We start from the raw sequence: 16,260 nt of genomic DNA, 5'->3' as shown, positions 1-16,260 counted from the left end.
CGCATGGCATTAAATCACTTTATGATTGACACCCTGAACGCTTGACTCAATCTACGACAAACGGGCAGTTACACAGAATCGGGTATAAGCTCGATTCTTACTGTCTATTTAGAACCTTAAGTCTGACATGAGTACCTACTATGAGCACTGCCATTACGCGACAAATTGTTTTGGATACTGAAACCACGGGTTTCAATAAACTGGGAGTTCACTACAAAGGGCATCGAATTATTGAAATTGGTGCCGTTGAAATGATCAACCGGCGTTTGACAGGTAACAACTTCCATGTTTATCTAAAACCAAATCGACAGGTAGATCCTGAAGCCTATGCCATTCATGGCATCAGTGATGAGTTTCTGGCGGATAAACCTACCTTTGCTGATACAGCCAAAGAGTTCCTCGATTTTATTCGTGGTGCCGATCTCGTCATCCATAATGCAACCTTTGATATCGGCTTTATGGATTACGAATTCAGTATGTTAAAGCAGAGTATTCCAAAGGTCGAAACCTTCTGTACCATCACCGACAGTCTAGTAATGGCACGTCGTTTATTTCCCGGTAAACGTAATAATTTGGATGCCTTATGCGATCGTTATCATATCGATAACACCAAACGTACATTGCACGGGGCGTTACTCGATGCCGAAATTTTAGCAGACGTTTATCTGGCGATGACCGGTGGGCAAACATCGCTCTCTTTTTCGCTGGAAAGTGATCAGCAACCGCAGTCGCAAAATACAACAGAAGATATCAAACCGGTTATTCGCCCAACCTCGGCACTAAAAATTATTCATGCAAGTGCTGATGAATTGGCTGAACATGAAACACAACTCGATGCAGTAGCGAAAAAAGGTAAATGTTTGTGGCGTGATCCTTCATTTGATAAAGATGCTGTCAAATAAGTGAGGAGGATCTGTTTCAGTAAATAATATTCACTTGCCTAAATACAGCCGATGATATTCGCGACGAGCTTATTTTCGCTACCGATCTGCTAATTTAAAACACCGGCTGAGCAAATTGCATCAATGAAATCAAAGGTTGCGGATAGACACCCAGTAAAAGCACCGCAATGGCACAGATCAGCACTACAATTCCCGCAGCAGTGAATGCCCAGTTGTGTACAGTATCACGTTGTAATTCCTGCGGCGGACTGAGAAATAGACTGACGGTGACACGCAAATAGTAATACAAACCAATAGCACTACCCAACACGACCGCGCCAGTCAGCCACCATAAATGAGCACTGACACCCAAGATAATAATAAAAAACTTACCGATAAAACCGAGCGTTAGCGGGATGCCTGCCAGTGATAACATCATCACCGTCATCACCGCCGCCAGAATCGGCTTATGCCAAAATAAACCACGGTAACAAAATAACGACTCTGCATCCGCCCCTTTATACGGGCTGGACATCAGACTAATTACACCAAACGCTCCCAGATTGCTGAATAAGTACCCTGTCATATAGATGCCGATAATACCCGATGAGGGTTGGGGCTGCACCACCATCAATGTAATCAGTAAATATCCCAAATGTGCGATCGATGAATAACCCAGCAACCGTTTGATATTGCTCTGCGTCATCGCCATCAGATTACCGAACAAAATAGAACCAATTGCCATTATCGTTAACAATACATCCATCGCCTCATCATCAGCAGCAGGGGCATAAAGAAGCAAACGCATGACTACCACAAAGATGGCGATTTTACTGGCCGTCGCCAAAAAGGCCAAGACCGGGGCTGGTGTGCCCTGATAAACATCCGGCGTCCACAATTGAAACGGTACCAGTGAAAGTTTAAAACATAAGCCAATCAACATCATGCTCAACCCCGCCATGACCAGCGGTCGATGTATGAGACTATCGTTTAGGCTACTGCCCAATTCACTAAAAGATAAACTACCCGATTCAGCGTATAACAGCGCCATACCAAATAATAAAAATGACGATGCTGCTGCCGAGAGCAACATATATTTGATACTCGCTTCCAATGAACGATTTTGGCGATAGGCATAACCGATCAACCCAAATAAAGGCAGTGAAATCAGCTCGATACCGAGGAATAGTGTAGCTAGATGATTAGCACTCACCAACAAAATACCGCCCAACGTAGCGATCAATAACAGCAGGTAAAATTCTTCGCGATTATCAGGATAACCCGCTAACCACGGGTAAGCAAAAGTGGCACTTGCCAGACCTGCTAGCAATACCAAACCTGTGTAGAACATTGAATAGCCATCAATACGCAATAACAAGGTCACATCCAGTGGTACGATCTGCCAAACAAAATAGAGAGAAAATAACGCCACATTCAGCCCGATAACCGTCAGGGTAGCGTTAACAAAGTGATCACGGCGCCACGCAATGGACAGCATCACCACCACCACCGTTAATCCGACGATCAACAGCGGTAGCATGGCAATCAATTGTTGTAAAGTTATTGTCATCGCGAATTACGACCCTGTAGTTGAAATTAATGACGTTGAGATTAAGGGCGCTGAAAACCATCGCTGTACATCATTCATAGTGGCATAAGAGGTATCAAGAATGGGTTGTGGATAAAATCCAAGCAGCACTAATAGCACCGCCAACAGAAGGATAATTGACCATTCTCTTATCGTCATATCCGGCAATGCTTGTTTTGATTTTACTGCTCCATAATAAGTACGTTGCATCATCACCAAAGAATAAACCGCAGCAAACACGAGGCCAAAAGCCGCCACTACAGTGATCAGCGGCACTACCTGGAAGCTGCCGAACAAAATCATAAATTCACCGATAAAATTACCGGTTCCTGGCATACCGAGGGTCGCCATCGCAAAAAACAGCGATAACGCCGGCAAATATTTTATACGCGCCCATAGGCCACCCATCTGGCGCATATCGCGCGTGTGTAAACGCTCATACAATTGACCACAGATGATGAACATACCCGCAGCAGATAAACCGTGCGCAATCATTTGGATGACCGCCCCTTGATAAGCGAGTTGGCTGCCGCTATAAATCGCAATCAATACAAAACCCATATGTGACACACTGGTATAAGCGATCAAGCGCTTAATATCGGTTTGGCAAAACGCCATCCAGGCACCGTAAAAAATCCCTATCACACCAAGCCACATGGCAATAGGCGCAAAATCATGAGAAGCCTGTGGAAACAGTGGCAAACTGAAACGCAATAAACCATAGGCCGCCGTTTTTAACAGAATCCCAGCTAAATCGACAGAACCCGCAGTCGGAGCCTGACTGTGCGCATCCGGTAACCAGCCATGTAATGGCACCACCGGCATTTTTACCGCAAAAGCGATAAAAAAACCGAGCATTAACAGGTATTCTACGCTTTGCGACATCGGTGTTTGCAACAATAATGTGTAGTTGAACGTCCAGACCGCCATCGTCTGATAATGCACTAACACCAAAGCGATGATCGCAATCAACATGATCAAGCCACTGGCCTGGGTATAAATAAAAAATTTAGTCGCCGCAGTGATCCGTGTTTGACCGTTTGATGCCTTATGTCCCCATAACGCGATCAGAAAGTACATTGGCACCAACATCATTTCCCAAAAGAAAAAAAACAGGAACATGTCAATAGCAAGAAATACCCCGATCACAGCACCGAGGATCCATAACAGATTCAGATGGAAAAAACCCAGGTTGCTCTGAATTTCACGCCACGAGCAGAGAATGGCTAACAGACCAAGCAAGCCGGTTAGCATCACCATCAACAACGACAGACCGTCAAGAGCCAAATGAAACTCAATGCAAAAACTTGGGATCCAGGGTAAGGTAAATTCTGATTGCCATTGAGGCAAACCTGTCGGCTGAATCAATGTATCACCGCTTGACAAGACTTCCGACAAAAAGCGCTGTAAAAACAAATGTACTGTCAATGCCAACGTCAGCCCCATGGCGACCAACGCTATCACACGCGGCGCTTTAGTCCCAAAGCGCTCACACTGCCAGCATAGTAGGCCACCGATAAAGGGAATAAGAATTAGCCAAGGTAACAACATGGCGTTTTGTGTCCCTCAATAAGACCTTTGTCAAAATCTGATACAGTTTTGCCAGAGGTCTGTTAAATAAATAGCAGTATCAGTAATACAGCCACTGCCCCTAAACCCATCGATGCCAGGTACCAACGCATTTTGCCATTTTCACTGACAGACAGAGCACGATTAGCCAAACGAGCAAACGATGCAGAAAGATTCATCAATGAATCAAGTGGATCACGTTGCAAAATTTTTGCAATCCACAGGTAAGGCCGTACAAACAACTTATCGTATAGCCAATCAAAACCCCAGGCATGGAACCAGCAAAGGGTCAGAAATTTTCCTGATGTACTTCGCGCGATGCTGCTCACTCTTTGCCGTTTGCCCAGATACAACAGTGATGCCAGGAGAATACCGCTAATGACCAGCACCCCAGAGAAAACTTCCAACGCCATTTTGCCGCTTTCAGCAACATGGTTTTCAGGTAACACACCCGCGAGCGGCGGTGTAATGAATGCGCCGATAAAAGTGGATAACACGAGCAAAACCAGTAGAGGCAAACTGTGGCTTATCCCTTGTACAGGCTGTACATGTTTTGATGCATCATGAGCGGCCTCACCATGAAAAACGATAAAAATCATCCTAAAGGTATAAAGTGCCGTGAGAAATGCGCCGATCAGACCTGCAATCAACAAATTGATATGACCACTGGCTAACGCACCCCAGAGAATTTCATCTTTGCTGTAAAACCCCGCAGTGACGATAGGTAATGCCGCTAAGGCCGCTCCTCCCACTAAAAAACAGATATACACCAGCGGAATAGTTTTACGTAATCCACCCATTTTGAAAATATTTTGCTGATGATGACAGGCGATGATAACCGAACCGGAAGCCAAGAACAGTAACGCTTTAAAAAATGCATGGATCATCAGATGAAAAATCGCCGCATGCCACGCTTGTACTCCCAATGCGAGGAACATATAACCAATTTGACTCATCGTGGAATAAGCCAGTACACGTTTAATATCGGTTTGCACCAACGCCGCAAAACCAGCCAGTAGCAAAGTAATAGCCCCGATGATCCCTACAAGGTGTAACACTTCCGGTGCCATCAAAAACAAACCGTGGGTACGAGCAATCAGATAAACCCCCGCAGTCACCATGGTCGCAGCATGAATAAGCGCGGAAACAGGCGTAGGACCAGCCATCGCATCTGCCAGCCAGGTTTGTAACGGCAATTGTGCCGATTTACCCACTGCGCCACCCAGTAGCATCAGCGTCACCCAAGTTATGGCGTTCGAACCTGTTGCCAGTTTTTGCGGCGCTAGCACCATTAATTCATGAATATTCAGCGTCCCTAATTCCTGGTATAGGATAAACAAAGCAAAAGCTAAAAACACATCACCGATACGAGTAACGATAAAAGCTTTCATTGCTGCGGCCCCGTTGGCCGGATTGCTGTAATAGAAACCGATTAGCAAATAGCTACACAGCCCGACCCCCTCCCAGCCTAGATACAGCAATAGCAGGTTATCGGCCAATACCAACACCACCATACTGGCAATAAATAAATTGGTGTAGGCGAAAAAACGTGAGTAGCCTTCCTCAGCACGCATATACCAAGAAGCATACAGATGAATAAAGAAACCAACACCGGTCACCACAGATAACAGGGTCAGAGATAAACCATCCAGCCTCAGAGTCAACGGGATGCTAAAACTATCTACTACCATCCAATGCCATAACGTTTGGCTAACTACCTGAACCCCGGTTACCTGTTGGCTGAGAAAATCGATCGCAACATAAAGCGTGACCAATGCGGTTAAGCCCATCGACCCCACGCCGATAACGGCTGATGTATTTTCCGGGTAACGTCCAGCAGAGAACGCCAGCAACAAGAAACCCAGCAACGGCAGAAGAATAGTTAGAAATAATAGGTTCATCCACGCATCTCACTGAGGGTATCGATATTCAAGGTATGACGACGACGGTAAAGCTGTAGCAATAATGCCAAGCCAATACTGGCCTCAGCCGCTGCCAAACTGATTGCAAGAATATACATGACCTGACCATCTGGCTGATGCCAACAGCTACCCGCCACCACAAAAGCCAGTGCCGCTGCATTGATCATCACTTCCAGACTAATCAACATAAACAACAAATTGCGACGTATTAGCAAACCGGTTAGTCCGAGTACAAAGAGTACTGCCGCTAAAATTAAACCATGTTGTAGCGGAATCATTGAGAGGCCTCTTCACGACCAAGATGAAAAGCCACCACCAAACCCGCCAGCAGCAGCATTGAAGCTAACTCCACCGCTAATACGTAAGGAGCAAATAAACTGATACCTACCTGTTTGGCATCGACCACAACACCACCTATCTCACAACCAGAGACACTACGAAAAGAGATAATCAGTATGATCAGTAAGGTGAGCGACAGTAAACCAGGGCCGATCCACAAACTGGGTTTCAACCAGGCACCTTCTTGCTGCTGTACGGTGTCGCCCAGATTCAGCATCATCACCACAAACACAAAGAGCACCATAATGGCACCGGCGTACACAATGATTTCCAACGCACCGGCAAAGTAAGCACCGAGTGAAAAAAATACCGCGGCAATTGCCAACAGAGAGACAATCAAATACAGCAAAGCATGTACTGGATTGCTATGAGAAATCACCCTTAGTGTTGCCAACACTGCGACCACTGCTGCACTATAAAAGACAAATTCCATCGAAAACGCTTCCTTAAGGCATCAGACTTTTAACATCGATCGGCTTAGCTTCATTTTCGGCTTCGCCTTTTTGTTTACCTTCAATCGACATGCCCGCCATGCGGTAGAAATTGTATTGTGGGTATTTACCTGGTCCCGAAATCAATAAATCTTCTTTTTCGTAGACTAAATCCTGTCGCTTAAACTCACTCATTTCAAAATCCGGTGTCAACTGAATGGCCGTAGTCGGACAAGCCTCTTCACACAAACCGCAAAAAATGCAACGAGAGAAATTAATACGGAAAAATTCAGGATACCAACGACCGTCCTGCTTTTCAGCTTTTTGCAGCGAGATACAGGCCACCGGACACACCACCGCACATAAATTACAGGCAACACAGCGCTCTTCTCCATCAGGATCACGCGTTAACACAATACGCCCTCGGTAACGCGGCGGTAAATAAACCGGTTCTTCAGGGTACATTTTCGTCTCACGCTTATGAAAAACATGCAGAGCCATCATCCACAGGCTACGCACTTGAGTGCCGAAACCCACCACTAACTCTTTTAATGTCATAGCTATTACCCCTTTTATTGAGGGCTATATAAAATGACTGCGGCGGTCGCCAGCAGATTCAGCAGAGTCAACGGCAAGCACACTTTCCAGCCGAACGACATCACCTGGTCATAACGTGGACGTGGTAGCGCAGCACGGATCAGAATAAACATCACCATAAAAAAAGCCGTTTTCAGTGCAAACCAGATAAACGGAGGCAAAAACGGCCCTTGCCAACCACCGAAGAACAAGGTCACGATCAACGCAGAGACAGTCACAATAGCAATATATTCACCAACAAAAAATAAACCAAATTTCATACCTGAGTATTCAATATGATAACCATCCGCTAACTCTTGTTCCGCTTCTGGCTGATCAAACGGATGGCGATGACAAACCGCTACTCCGGCGATGGCAAAAGTGATAAAACCAAAAAATTGTGGGATGATGTTCCAAACATGTTGCTGGTGATTGACAATATCCTGCATATTGAAGGAACCAGTTTGTGCAACCACGCCCATCAATGACAAACCAATAAACACTTCATAACTCAGGGTTTGTGCGCAAGCGCGCATCGCACCCAATAAGGAATATTTGTTATTACTCGCCCAGCCGGCAAAAAGGACGGCATAAACCGCTAGGCCTGCCATCATCAGGAAAAATAAAATACCGATATTGAGATCCGCCACCACCCAACTCGGGCTAATCGGTACGATAGCGAAAGCCAACAATAGCGAAGTAAAAGCGATCATCGGTGCCAGCGTAAAAATGATACGATCGGAGAAATGTGGCACCCAATCTTCTTTAAAAAACATTTTAATCATATCAGCAACGAGCTGTAACGATCCTCCCCAACCAACACGGTTAGGCCCATAACGGTTTTGAAACAAACCTAATAAGCGACGTTCACCAAAGCTCATAAAAGCGCCACAGATCACCACCACCAACAAGATGACCAGCGCTTTTAAGATCGAGATTAAAATGGTACTCAAATCAGGAGTAAACCAGTTCATCATATGATCGCCTCTCGTAGATCCTCAACGCGCTCACCGAGCAAAACAGGTGGAATACCCGGTAAACCTAACGGCAAACCAACCTGCCCCTGAGCCAAATTCTCACTGTAACGTAGCGGCAACCGTAATTGTTGACCGGCGCAACTAAACTCGATGAGAGTACCTACAGCCAGTCCAAGTTGCGCGGCATCCCCAGGGTGAATCATTAAATAGGGCGTAGGCATCCGCTGTTGAATAACATCGGCACGTTGTGACATCTCTTCACTGCCAAATAAATGATAATAAGGAGCGACCAGCCAGCTACTGGATGCAGGGTGAAAAGCAACCGGTACTTGATCAAAATAAGCCAAATTTCCTGCGCTAGCTTCAATTAAACGCACACCGGGATCACCAAAACGCAAAGTACCCCCCACTTCCGCCTGAAATTTATTCCACGCTTGAGGAGAATTCCAACCCGGCGCCCAAGCGAAGGGAATTTGCTGGCAATCGGCCAACGGACCGCTATTCCCTTCCATAGAAAAGGCAAAAGACGTGTCGATATCCTGTGGCTGACGCGGCTCATGCACACTGATATCAGCACGCATCGCAGTACGACCACTGTAACGATGCGGAGAACGCGCTAATTTTTGACCATGGATACGGAAAGTGGCATCTGGTGCCGCATCAACAATACCTTGCAACTGTGGCAAAGCGGTGACACAAGCCTGAATGACATCATCAAGTTGTGTCCAATCAACCGGACGGTGGTGATAAACCGCCGTTAGGGCGTGCAGCCAACGCCAGCTTGCTTGCATTAGTGTTTTGTTATCCGGTGTATCATAGTAAGCCGGATCATAAACCTGGAAAAAACGTTGCGCACGGCCTTCTTGATTGACCACAGTACCATCACTTTCGGCAAAACTCGCCGCAGGCAGGATCAGATTGGCTTGGTCCATAATGGCAGTGTGTTGGTGATCTAACACCAACACATTTTTTACCGATGTTAATGCCGTATCCACCTTATCGGCAATAGCATGACGATACAGATCATTTTCTAGCACAATAACACTGTCTGCGATACCCTGGGTTAACTGCTCTAAAGCCTGATCCAACGAACCACCATCCATCATCGCTAAGCCAAAGCTATTCGCCTCAGTGGCAACAAAACTGATGCCAACGTCAACACCTCGACCTTGCAATGCCTTAGCAACATTAGCAGCTGCAGCAATGATCGCCTCACTGCCTGCGCTACTACCGCTAATAATCAGTGGCTTTTTTGCACCCGCCAACGCTTGCACAATAATATCAACTTTGACTTGCAAGCCATCGGCTAAATCACTGACCGCAGGGGCGGAGGCATCTAATCCATGCGCGATGGCAAAACCTAAGCGTGCTTGTTCGTCCACAGGTGCATGATAATTCCAAGCAGCAATATCATCCAGGCGAGTATTATCAACATTAGTGATAAATAAAGGATGTTTAGCGTGCTGCCCGATATTCAACACTGCGGCGATCTGCCAATCGGCGACTTTTTGCGCCGCAGCCATCGCCCGCGCTTTGCCTTTCACCGCCTGACGAACTGCCAAAGCAATACGTGCCGCTGTTTGCGTCAGATCTTCTCCCAACACCAGTACCGCATCATAACTTTCCATTTCGCGTAATGCTGGTGTATGGATCCCTGCTTCACGCAACACCTTCAGCATCAATTGCAAACGGTTCTGCTCACCAGCAGCAATACCAGTATAGAAATTTTCCACACCGACCAATTCACGTAACGCAAAATTGCTTTCCAAACTCGCCCGTGCCGAACCTATGCCGATGGTTTTTTTCGTTTGGTGCAACATATCAGCCGCAGCCTGTATCGCACGATCGGCATCCAGAGTGATCCAAGCATGAGCACGCCGTTGTTGCGGCCGACGCGGCCGATTTTTTAAATTGACATAACCGTAGCCAAAACGGCCACGATCACACATAAAATAGTGGTTGACGCTGCCATTGTAGCGGTTTTCAATGCGACGCAATTCGCCATAACGTTCGCCCGGGCTGGTATTACAACCAACACTGCATTGCTGGCAGATGCTCGGTGCAAATTGCATATCCCATTTACGGTTATAACGTTCGGAATGGGTTTTATCGGTGAAAACACCTGTTGGGCAGACTTCCACTAAATTGCCGGAAAATTCGCTCTCCAGGGTGCCACTTTCTGGACGACCGAAATAAACATTATCATGCGCGCCATAAACGCCAAAATCAGTGCCATCCGCATAATCTTTGTAATAACGCACACAGCGATAGCAAGCAATACAGCGATTCATTTCGTGGGAGATAAAAGGACCAAGCTGCTGATTTTCATGTGTCCGTTTGGTAAAACGATACCGTCTGACATTATGCCCAGTCATTACCGTCATATCTTGCAAATGACAATTTCCCCCCTCTTCGCATACCGGACAATCGTGCGGGTGATTAGTCATCAACCATTCCACCACACTGGCACGGAACTCCTTGGCTTCGTTGTCATCGATAGAAATAAAGCTGCCATCGCTAGCTGGTGTCATACAAGACATGACCAAACGGCCGCGGGTATCATCCGCATTTTGATATTGTTTCACCGCACATTGACGGCAAGCACCTACGCTCCCTAACGCCGGATGCCAGCAAAAGTAAGGAATATCCAGCCCAAGGGAAAGACAAGCCTGCAACAGGTTGTCAGCCCCGTTGACATCATATTCTTTGCCATCTACATGTATCGTCGCCATAAGCATGCTTCCAAGTCGGCTATTAGACTTCTTACAAAACCCACTGTGGTATGCATTCCGGTTACCTGGTGCTCGCAATCCTCATGTACTCGTGTGTACACTGTGGTTGCTGTGTTCCAGCCGCCTTGACTCCACACCACTCGCTATAGTTTTGCAAGAAATCTATTTTTTTATCTACCAGCGGACATTCAACAAATTGTTAGCTTGAATACCCTCGATAGCCGCTGTATTACCAAAATCAGTATCACCTCTGTTGATAACATCAGGACGGCTATAATCTTTTTTCGCTATGCCAGCGGAAAATTCGGCGCGAAAATATTTAATCGCACTTTGTAGCGGTTCAACCGCACCCGGTGCGTGAGCACAGAAAGTTTTTCCCGGTCCCAATAAACGACACAACTGTTCTAGCGTTTCAATATCGCCTGGTTGCCCCTCCCCACGTTCCAAGGCTTGCAGAATCTTCACACTCCACGGCAAACCATCACGGCAAGGGGTACACCAACCACAGGATTCACGGGCAAAAAATTCTTCCAGATTACGAGTCAGAGAAACCATACTAATTTGATGGTCAACCGCCATTGCCAACGCAGTGCCCAAACGGCTACCGGCTTTGCCAATATGTTCAAAATCCATCGGTAAATCAAGGTGTTCTGCCGTTAAAAAATCGGTGCCTGCTCCCCCTGGTTGCCACGCTTTGAATTTCAATCCATCACGCATTCCGCCCGCGTAATCTTCCAGAATTTCCCTCGCTGAAATACCAAAAGGAAGCTCCCATACCCCAGGGTTTTTTACCCGACCAGAGAATCCCATCAGCTTAGTACCTGCATCATTGCTTTTACCCGCGGTGATCCCTTGGTACCAGTCAACACCATGCTCAAGGATGGCCGGCACGTTGCACAGCGTTTCCACATTATTGACGCAAGTCGGTTTGCCCCACACACCCGATGATGCCGGAAACGGTGGTTTAGAACGTGGGTTAGCACGACGGCCTTCTAACGAGTTAATCAGTGCCGTTTCTTCACCGCAGATATAACGCCCCGCACCAGTATGAACAAACAGCTCAAAATCAAAACCACTACCCAGAATATTTTTACCCAACAGTCCCGCGTCCCTGGCTTCACTAATCGCCTGACGCAAACACACTGCCGCATCAATGTATTCGCCACGCAAGAAGATGTAACCACGGTAAGCTTTGAGTGCAAACGCGCTGATTAACATGCCTTCTATCAATAGATGAGGCAGTTGTTCCATCAACAGGCGGTCTTTGTAAGTACCCGGTTCCATTTCATCGGCGTTACACAACAGATAGCGGATGTTGATACTCTCATCTTTTGGCATCAAGCTCCACTTTAAACCGGTGGAAAATCCCGCGCCACCACGCCCTTTCAGACCCGCGTTTTTCACTAAATCGACCACATCTGACGGTGCCATGCCGGTTAACGCAATCTTTGCGCCCTGATAACCGTTTTTATTACGGTATTCATCTAACCATAGCGGTCGTTTATCATCACGCAAACGCCATGTCAGCGGGTGAGTTGCCGCAGTTACATGACGATTCATGGATATCGCTCCAATAACTGTTCGATGTCTTCAGGCTTCAGATAACTATGTGTATCTTCATCAATCATCATCGTCGGCCCTTTATCGCAATTACCTAAACAGCAAGTGGGCAACAGAGTAAAACGACCATCAGTCGTGGTTTGACCCGGTTTAATGCTAAGCTTTTTTTCAATCGCCGCCTGAAGCCCTTGATAACCGGTGATATAGCAAACCACACTGTCACAATAACGGATCACATGACGACCAACAGGTTGGCGAAAAATCTGGCTATAAAAAGTGGCGACACCTTCAACATCGCTGGCTGGAATAGCCAGCACGTCAGCGATAGCATAGATGGCACCATCCGGCACCCAACCCCGCTTCTTTTGCACAATTTTCAGTGCCTCGATTGAGGCCGCGCGCGCGTCTTCGTAATGATGTTTTTCTTGCTCAATAGCGGCATATTCTTCGGCACTCAGTACAAAAGCAGGTTTGGTAGCAAGGGAAACCACATCAAGCGGATTTTTATGATGCTGCCTCTCTTTTTGATCATTCATAATTAGCGATCCACATCAGACATAACAAAATCGATACTGCCCAAATAGACAATCAGATCAGAAACCAAACTGCCACGGATCACCGATGGGATCTGCTGCAAATGAGCGAAACTCGGAGTACGTATCCGCGTACGATAGCTCATGGTGCTGCCATCACTGATCAGATAGTAACTATTAATTCCCTTGGTCGCTTCAATCATTTGAAAAGATTCATTGTGAGGCATCACCGGCCCCCAAGAAACTTGCAAAAAGTGAGTGATAAGCGTTTCAATATGTTGCAAAGTACGTTCTTTTGGCGGTGGCGTCGTCAACGGATGATCTGCTTTAAATGGACCTTCCGGCATATTTTTATAGCATTGTTGCAAAATACGCAGACTCTGGCGGATTTCTTCAACTTTGAGCATCACCCGAGTGTAGCAATCACTATTACCATCGCCCACGGGAACATCAAAATCAAAGTTCTCGTAGCCAGAATAGGGACGCCATTTACGCACATCAAACTCAATGCCGGTAGCACGCAGGCCGGCACCGGTCACTCCCCATGCCAAGGCTTCTTCAGCATTGTAGGCAGCCACACCGATAGAACGCCCCTTTAGAATACTGTTTTTCAGCGCGACCTTAACATAGGAATCAAGGCGTTTTGGCATCCAGTTAAGAAAGTCACGTAGCAAATGCTCCCAGCCTTGTGGCAAATCATGCGCCACACCACCAATACGAAACCAGGCCGGATGCATACGAAAACCGGTGATCGCCTCAACCAGATCGTAGATTTTTTGTCGATCAGTAAAAGCAAGAAATACCGGACTCATCGCCCCCACATCTTGAATAAAGGTGCTGATATACAACAGATGACTGTTAATGCGAAACAGTTCCGATAACATCACACGAATGGTATTCACCCGATCTGGCACCACAATACCGGCCAGTTTTTCTACCGCCAGAACATAAGGCATTTCGTTAACACAACCGCCTAAATATTCGATACGGTCAGTGTAAGGGATATAGCTATGCCAAGACTGGCGTTCAGCCATCTTTTCCGCGCCGCGGTGATGATAGCCGACATCCGGCACACAATCGACAATTTCTTCACCATCTAATTGTAAAATAATGCGAAAAGCACCATGCGAAGAAGGATGATTTGGCCCCAGATTAAGGAACATAAAATCTTCATTTTTGCGCCCAAGTTTCATGCCCCAGTCTTCCGGCTTGAAAGTCAGCGATTCCATCTCCAAATCTTCTTTTTGTTTGGTTAGAACAAAGGGATCGAATTCTGTGGCACGCGCTGGATAATCTTTACGTAACGGATGCCCTTGCCAACTCTGTGGCATCATAATACGCGTCAGGTGGGGATGACCATCAAAGGTAATACCGAACATTTCCCAGGTTTCACGTTCATACCAATTAGCATTAGGAAAAATGCCGCAAACACTAGGAAGCCACAAATCCTCCTCAGACAACGCCACTTTCAGGATGATATCGCGATTACGTTTAATGGAGAGTAAATGGTAGAAAACAGAAAAATCCGCAGCAGGCAATTTCTCGCGATGAGAACGTTGACGTTCATCAACACCATGTAGATCAAACAACATTACGTAAGGCTGTGGCTGTTTTTTTAACCACGACATCAAATCGAGTAATTGCTCTCGTTTTACCCATAATACCGGCATACCCATACGGGTTGCTTGCAAGACAAAAGCCCCGGAGCCCAAAAAGCACGACAAGGGTTCAATTATCGGATCATCCAAATGATCACAGGTATGATATGCTGGCCGGGTGCTGCCGAACGCCGTCAAATCTGTCATAATTTTTAAGCTCTAAATTTTATCAGGCGTACGTAGATTAGTCACCGCAATACGTTCACCCCGCTTGCGCTCTCTTTCTGACTGCATATTAGCACGATAAACCCCCTGATCACCCACCGCCCAGGAGAGGGGACGACGTTCTTTACCAATGGATTCTTGCAATAACAGTAAGGCCTGCATATAAGCTTCTGGGCGGGGTGGACAACCAGGAATATAAACATCAACTGGCAAAAATTTATCAACGCCCTGCACCACCGAGTAAATGTCGTACATGCCACCCGAATTGGCACAGGCTCCCATCGAAATCACCCATTTCGGCTCAAGCATCTGCTCATATAAACGCTGAATAACAGGTGCCATTTTGGTAAAACAAGTACCCGCCACCACCATAAAATCAGCCTGACGTGGTGAAGCGCGCAACACCTCAGCACCGAAACGCGCCACATCATGCACCGCAGTGAACGACGTCACCATTTCGACATAACAACAGGAAAGACCAAAATTGTACGGCCACAAAGAATTTTTACGCCCCCAATTCACCATGCCATGCAACGCATTTTCCAGCTTTCCCATGTAAACACTACGATGAACATGCTGCTCAAGAGGATCGCCGCTGATGGTTTCTTGAGATTGCAGGGGATAACGGTCGTTTTCACCGTTCGGCTCTACCCGTGTGAGAGTATAATCCATGTTAGTACCTCGCTACAGTTTCTGAAGAGATCTACTGCTAATAGTAGTGATGGTACCTGGTTTCACTCGACGATGAGATTGCCCCGGTGTCCAATCCAAAGCACCGATACGTACCAGATAAATCAATCCAGCCAATAGCACAAAAATAAAAATGCTGGCTTCGATAAAACCTATCCAGCCACTTTCACGAATAGAAATTGACCATGCATACAAATACAGTGCTTCAACATCGAAGATAACGAAAAACATGGCGACCAGATAGAATTTAGCAGACAGCCGCATGCGCGCCGAGCCAACAGAGTCGATACCAGATTCATAGGGAATATTTTTAGCACGGGCACGGGCTTTGCCACCGAGAAAAAACGCCGACAGCAGCATTAAACTACACAGCCCCATCGCTCCAATACAAAATACCGCGAACGCCCAATGATGAGCGATAACTCCAGTCGTTATTGGCATATTATTTACTTATCAAAAGTAGTTTCGAACAGTAGACTTCTAGCGAAACCGGCCAGGTAACACAAGCCTGTGTTGCCCACAAAATGTATTGATACCTATCGTTAATAACTTATACCGTACAATGTATAAACAAATATTATATCTTCCGCCCTACTATAGCATTCTCTTGGAAAAAATCGGGGACTTCTGCTTCCAGCC

At 46.5% G+C, this 16,260-nt stretch carries 14 protein-coding genes; 1 reads left to right on the top strand and 13 read right to left on the bottom strand.

All coding sequences use genetic code 11. The features are described 5' to 3' along the window. The first annotated feature begins 140 nt into the window (after window positions 1–140). Entirely contained in the window at window positions 141–902 is a 762-nt protein-coding gene (dnaQ, locus tag AAHH42_RS14525; protein WP_342221434.1) for a DNA polymerase III subunit epsilon, read from the top strand. A gap of 94 nt (window positions 903–996) precedes the next feature. Here dnaQ and nuoN read toward each other — a convergent pair whose 3' ends face one another. The 13 genes from nuoN to AAHH42_RS14460 form a co-directional block, all read right to left on the bottom strand. Further along, a complete protein-coding gene (gene nuoN / locus AAHH42_RS14520; protein ID WP_072550773.1) occupies window positions 997–2,451 on the bottom strand; it encodes an NADH-quinone oxidoreductase subunit NuoN in 1,455 nt (484 codons plus the stop codon). Between the two features lie 6 nt (window positions 2,452–2,457). After that, window positions 2,458–4,020, bottom strand: a complete 1,563-nt coding sequence (gene nuoM, locus AAHH42_RS14515) for an NADH-quinone oxidoreductase subunit M (RefSeq protein ID WP_342221433.1) — start codon at window positions 4,018–4,020, stop codon at window positions 2,458–2,460. 62 nt (window positions 4,021–4,082) lie between these two features. Beyond that, window positions 4,083–5,939: an NADH-quinone oxidoreductase subunit L gene (nuoL, locus tag AAHH42_RS14510; protein ID WP_072550771.1), complete on the bottom strand. Its 1,857-nt coding sequence runs from the start codon at window positions 5,937–5,939 to the stop codon at window positions 4,083–4,085. Then, window positions 5,936–6,238 (bottom strand): NADH-quinone oxidoreductase subunit NuoK, encoded by a 303-nt coding sequence (nuoK, locus tag AAHH42_RS14505; protein ID WP_072550770.1) that lies wholly within the window; start codon window positions 6,236–6,238, stop codon window positions 5,936–5,938. Before nuoK ends, nuoL begins: the two co-directional genes overlap by 4 nt. Beyond that, window positions 6,235–6,732: an NADH-quinone oxidoreductase subunit J gene (nuoJ, locus tag AAHH42_RS14500; RefSeq protein ID WP_072550769.1), complete on the bottom strand. Its 498-nt coding sequence runs from the start codon at window positions 6,730–6,732 to the stop codon at window positions 6,235–6,237. Before nuoJ ends, nuoK begins: the two co-directional genes overlap by 4 nt. A 13-nt stretch (window positions 6,733–6,745) precedes the next feature. Continuing rightward, the gene (gene nuoI / locus AAHH42_RS14495) at window positions 6,746–7,288 is read right to left on the bottom strand and encodes an NADH-quinone oxidoreductase subunit NuoI (protein ID WP_342221432.1); all 543 of its coding nucleotides are present in this window, start codon (window positions 7,286–7,288) and stop codon (window positions 6,746–6,748) included. Window positions 7,289–7,302: 14 nt separating this feature from the next. After that, window positions 7,303–8,280, bottom strand: coding sequence for an NADH-quinone oxidoreductase subunit NuoH (gene nuoH / locus AAHH42_RS14490; RefSeq protein WP_072550781.1), 978 nt, complete (start codon window positions 8,278–8,280; stop codon window positions 7,303–7,305). Further along, entirely contained in the window at window positions 8,280–11,015 is a 2,736-nt protein-coding gene (gene nuoG, locus AAHH42_RS14485; RefSeq protein ID WP_342221431.1) for an NADH-quinone oxidoreductase subunit NuoG, read from the bottom strand. The genes nuoH and nuoG overlap by 1 nt, the downstream gene beginning before the upstream one ends. Window positions 11,016–11,189: 174 nt before the next feature. Next, window positions 11,190–12,575, bottom strand: coding sequence for an NADH-quinone oxidoreductase subunit NuoF (gene nuoF / locus AAHH42_RS14480; RefSeq protein ID WP_342221430.1), 1,386 nt, complete (start codon window positions 12,573–12,575; stop codon window positions 11,190–11,192). After that, a complete protein-coding gene (gene nuoE, locus AAHH42_RS14475; RefSeq protein ID WP_072550765.1) occupies window positions 12,572–13,111 on the bottom strand; it encodes an NADH-quinone oxidoreductase subunit NuoE in 540 nt (179 codons plus the stop codon). Before nuoE ends, nuoF begins: the two co-directional genes overlap by 4 nt. A gap of 2 nt (window positions 13,112–13,113) precedes the next feature. Beyond that, a complete protein-coding gene (gene nuoC, locus AAHH42_RS14470) occupies window positions 13,114–14,913 on the bottom strand; it encodes an NADH-quinone oxidoreductase subunit C/D (RefSeq protein ID WP_342221429.1) in 1,800 nt (599 codons plus the stop codon). 12 nt (window positions 14,914–14,925) lie between these two features. Next, window positions 14,926–15,603 carry a NuoB/complex I 20 kDa subunit family protein gene (locus AAHH42_RS14465; protein ID WP_072550763.1) on the bottom strand — a complete coding sequence of 226 codons (678 nt, stop codon included), beginning with the start codon at window positions 15,601–15,603 and terminating at the stop codon, window positions 14,926–14,928. Window positions 15,604–15,615: 12 nt separating this feature from the next. Further along, window positions 15,616–16,062, bottom strand: coding sequence for an NADH-quinone oxidoreductase subunit A (locus AAHH42_RS14460; RefSeq protein ID WP_072550762.1), 447 nt, complete (start codon window positions 16,060–16,062; stop codon window positions 15,616–15,618). Window positions 16,063–16,260: the final 198 nt, after the last annotated feature.

This window comes from Candidatus Fukatsuia endosymbiont of Tuberolachnus salignus, assembly GCF_964030845.1.
GTDB classification, from domain to species: domain Bacteria; phylum Pseudomonadota; class Gammaproteobacteria; order Enterobacterales; family Enterobacteriaceae; genus Fukatsuia; species Fukatsuia symbiotica.
The sequence above is the reverse complement of the archived record's forward strand: the minus strand, read 5'-3'. Positions and strand labels throughout refer to the sequence as shown.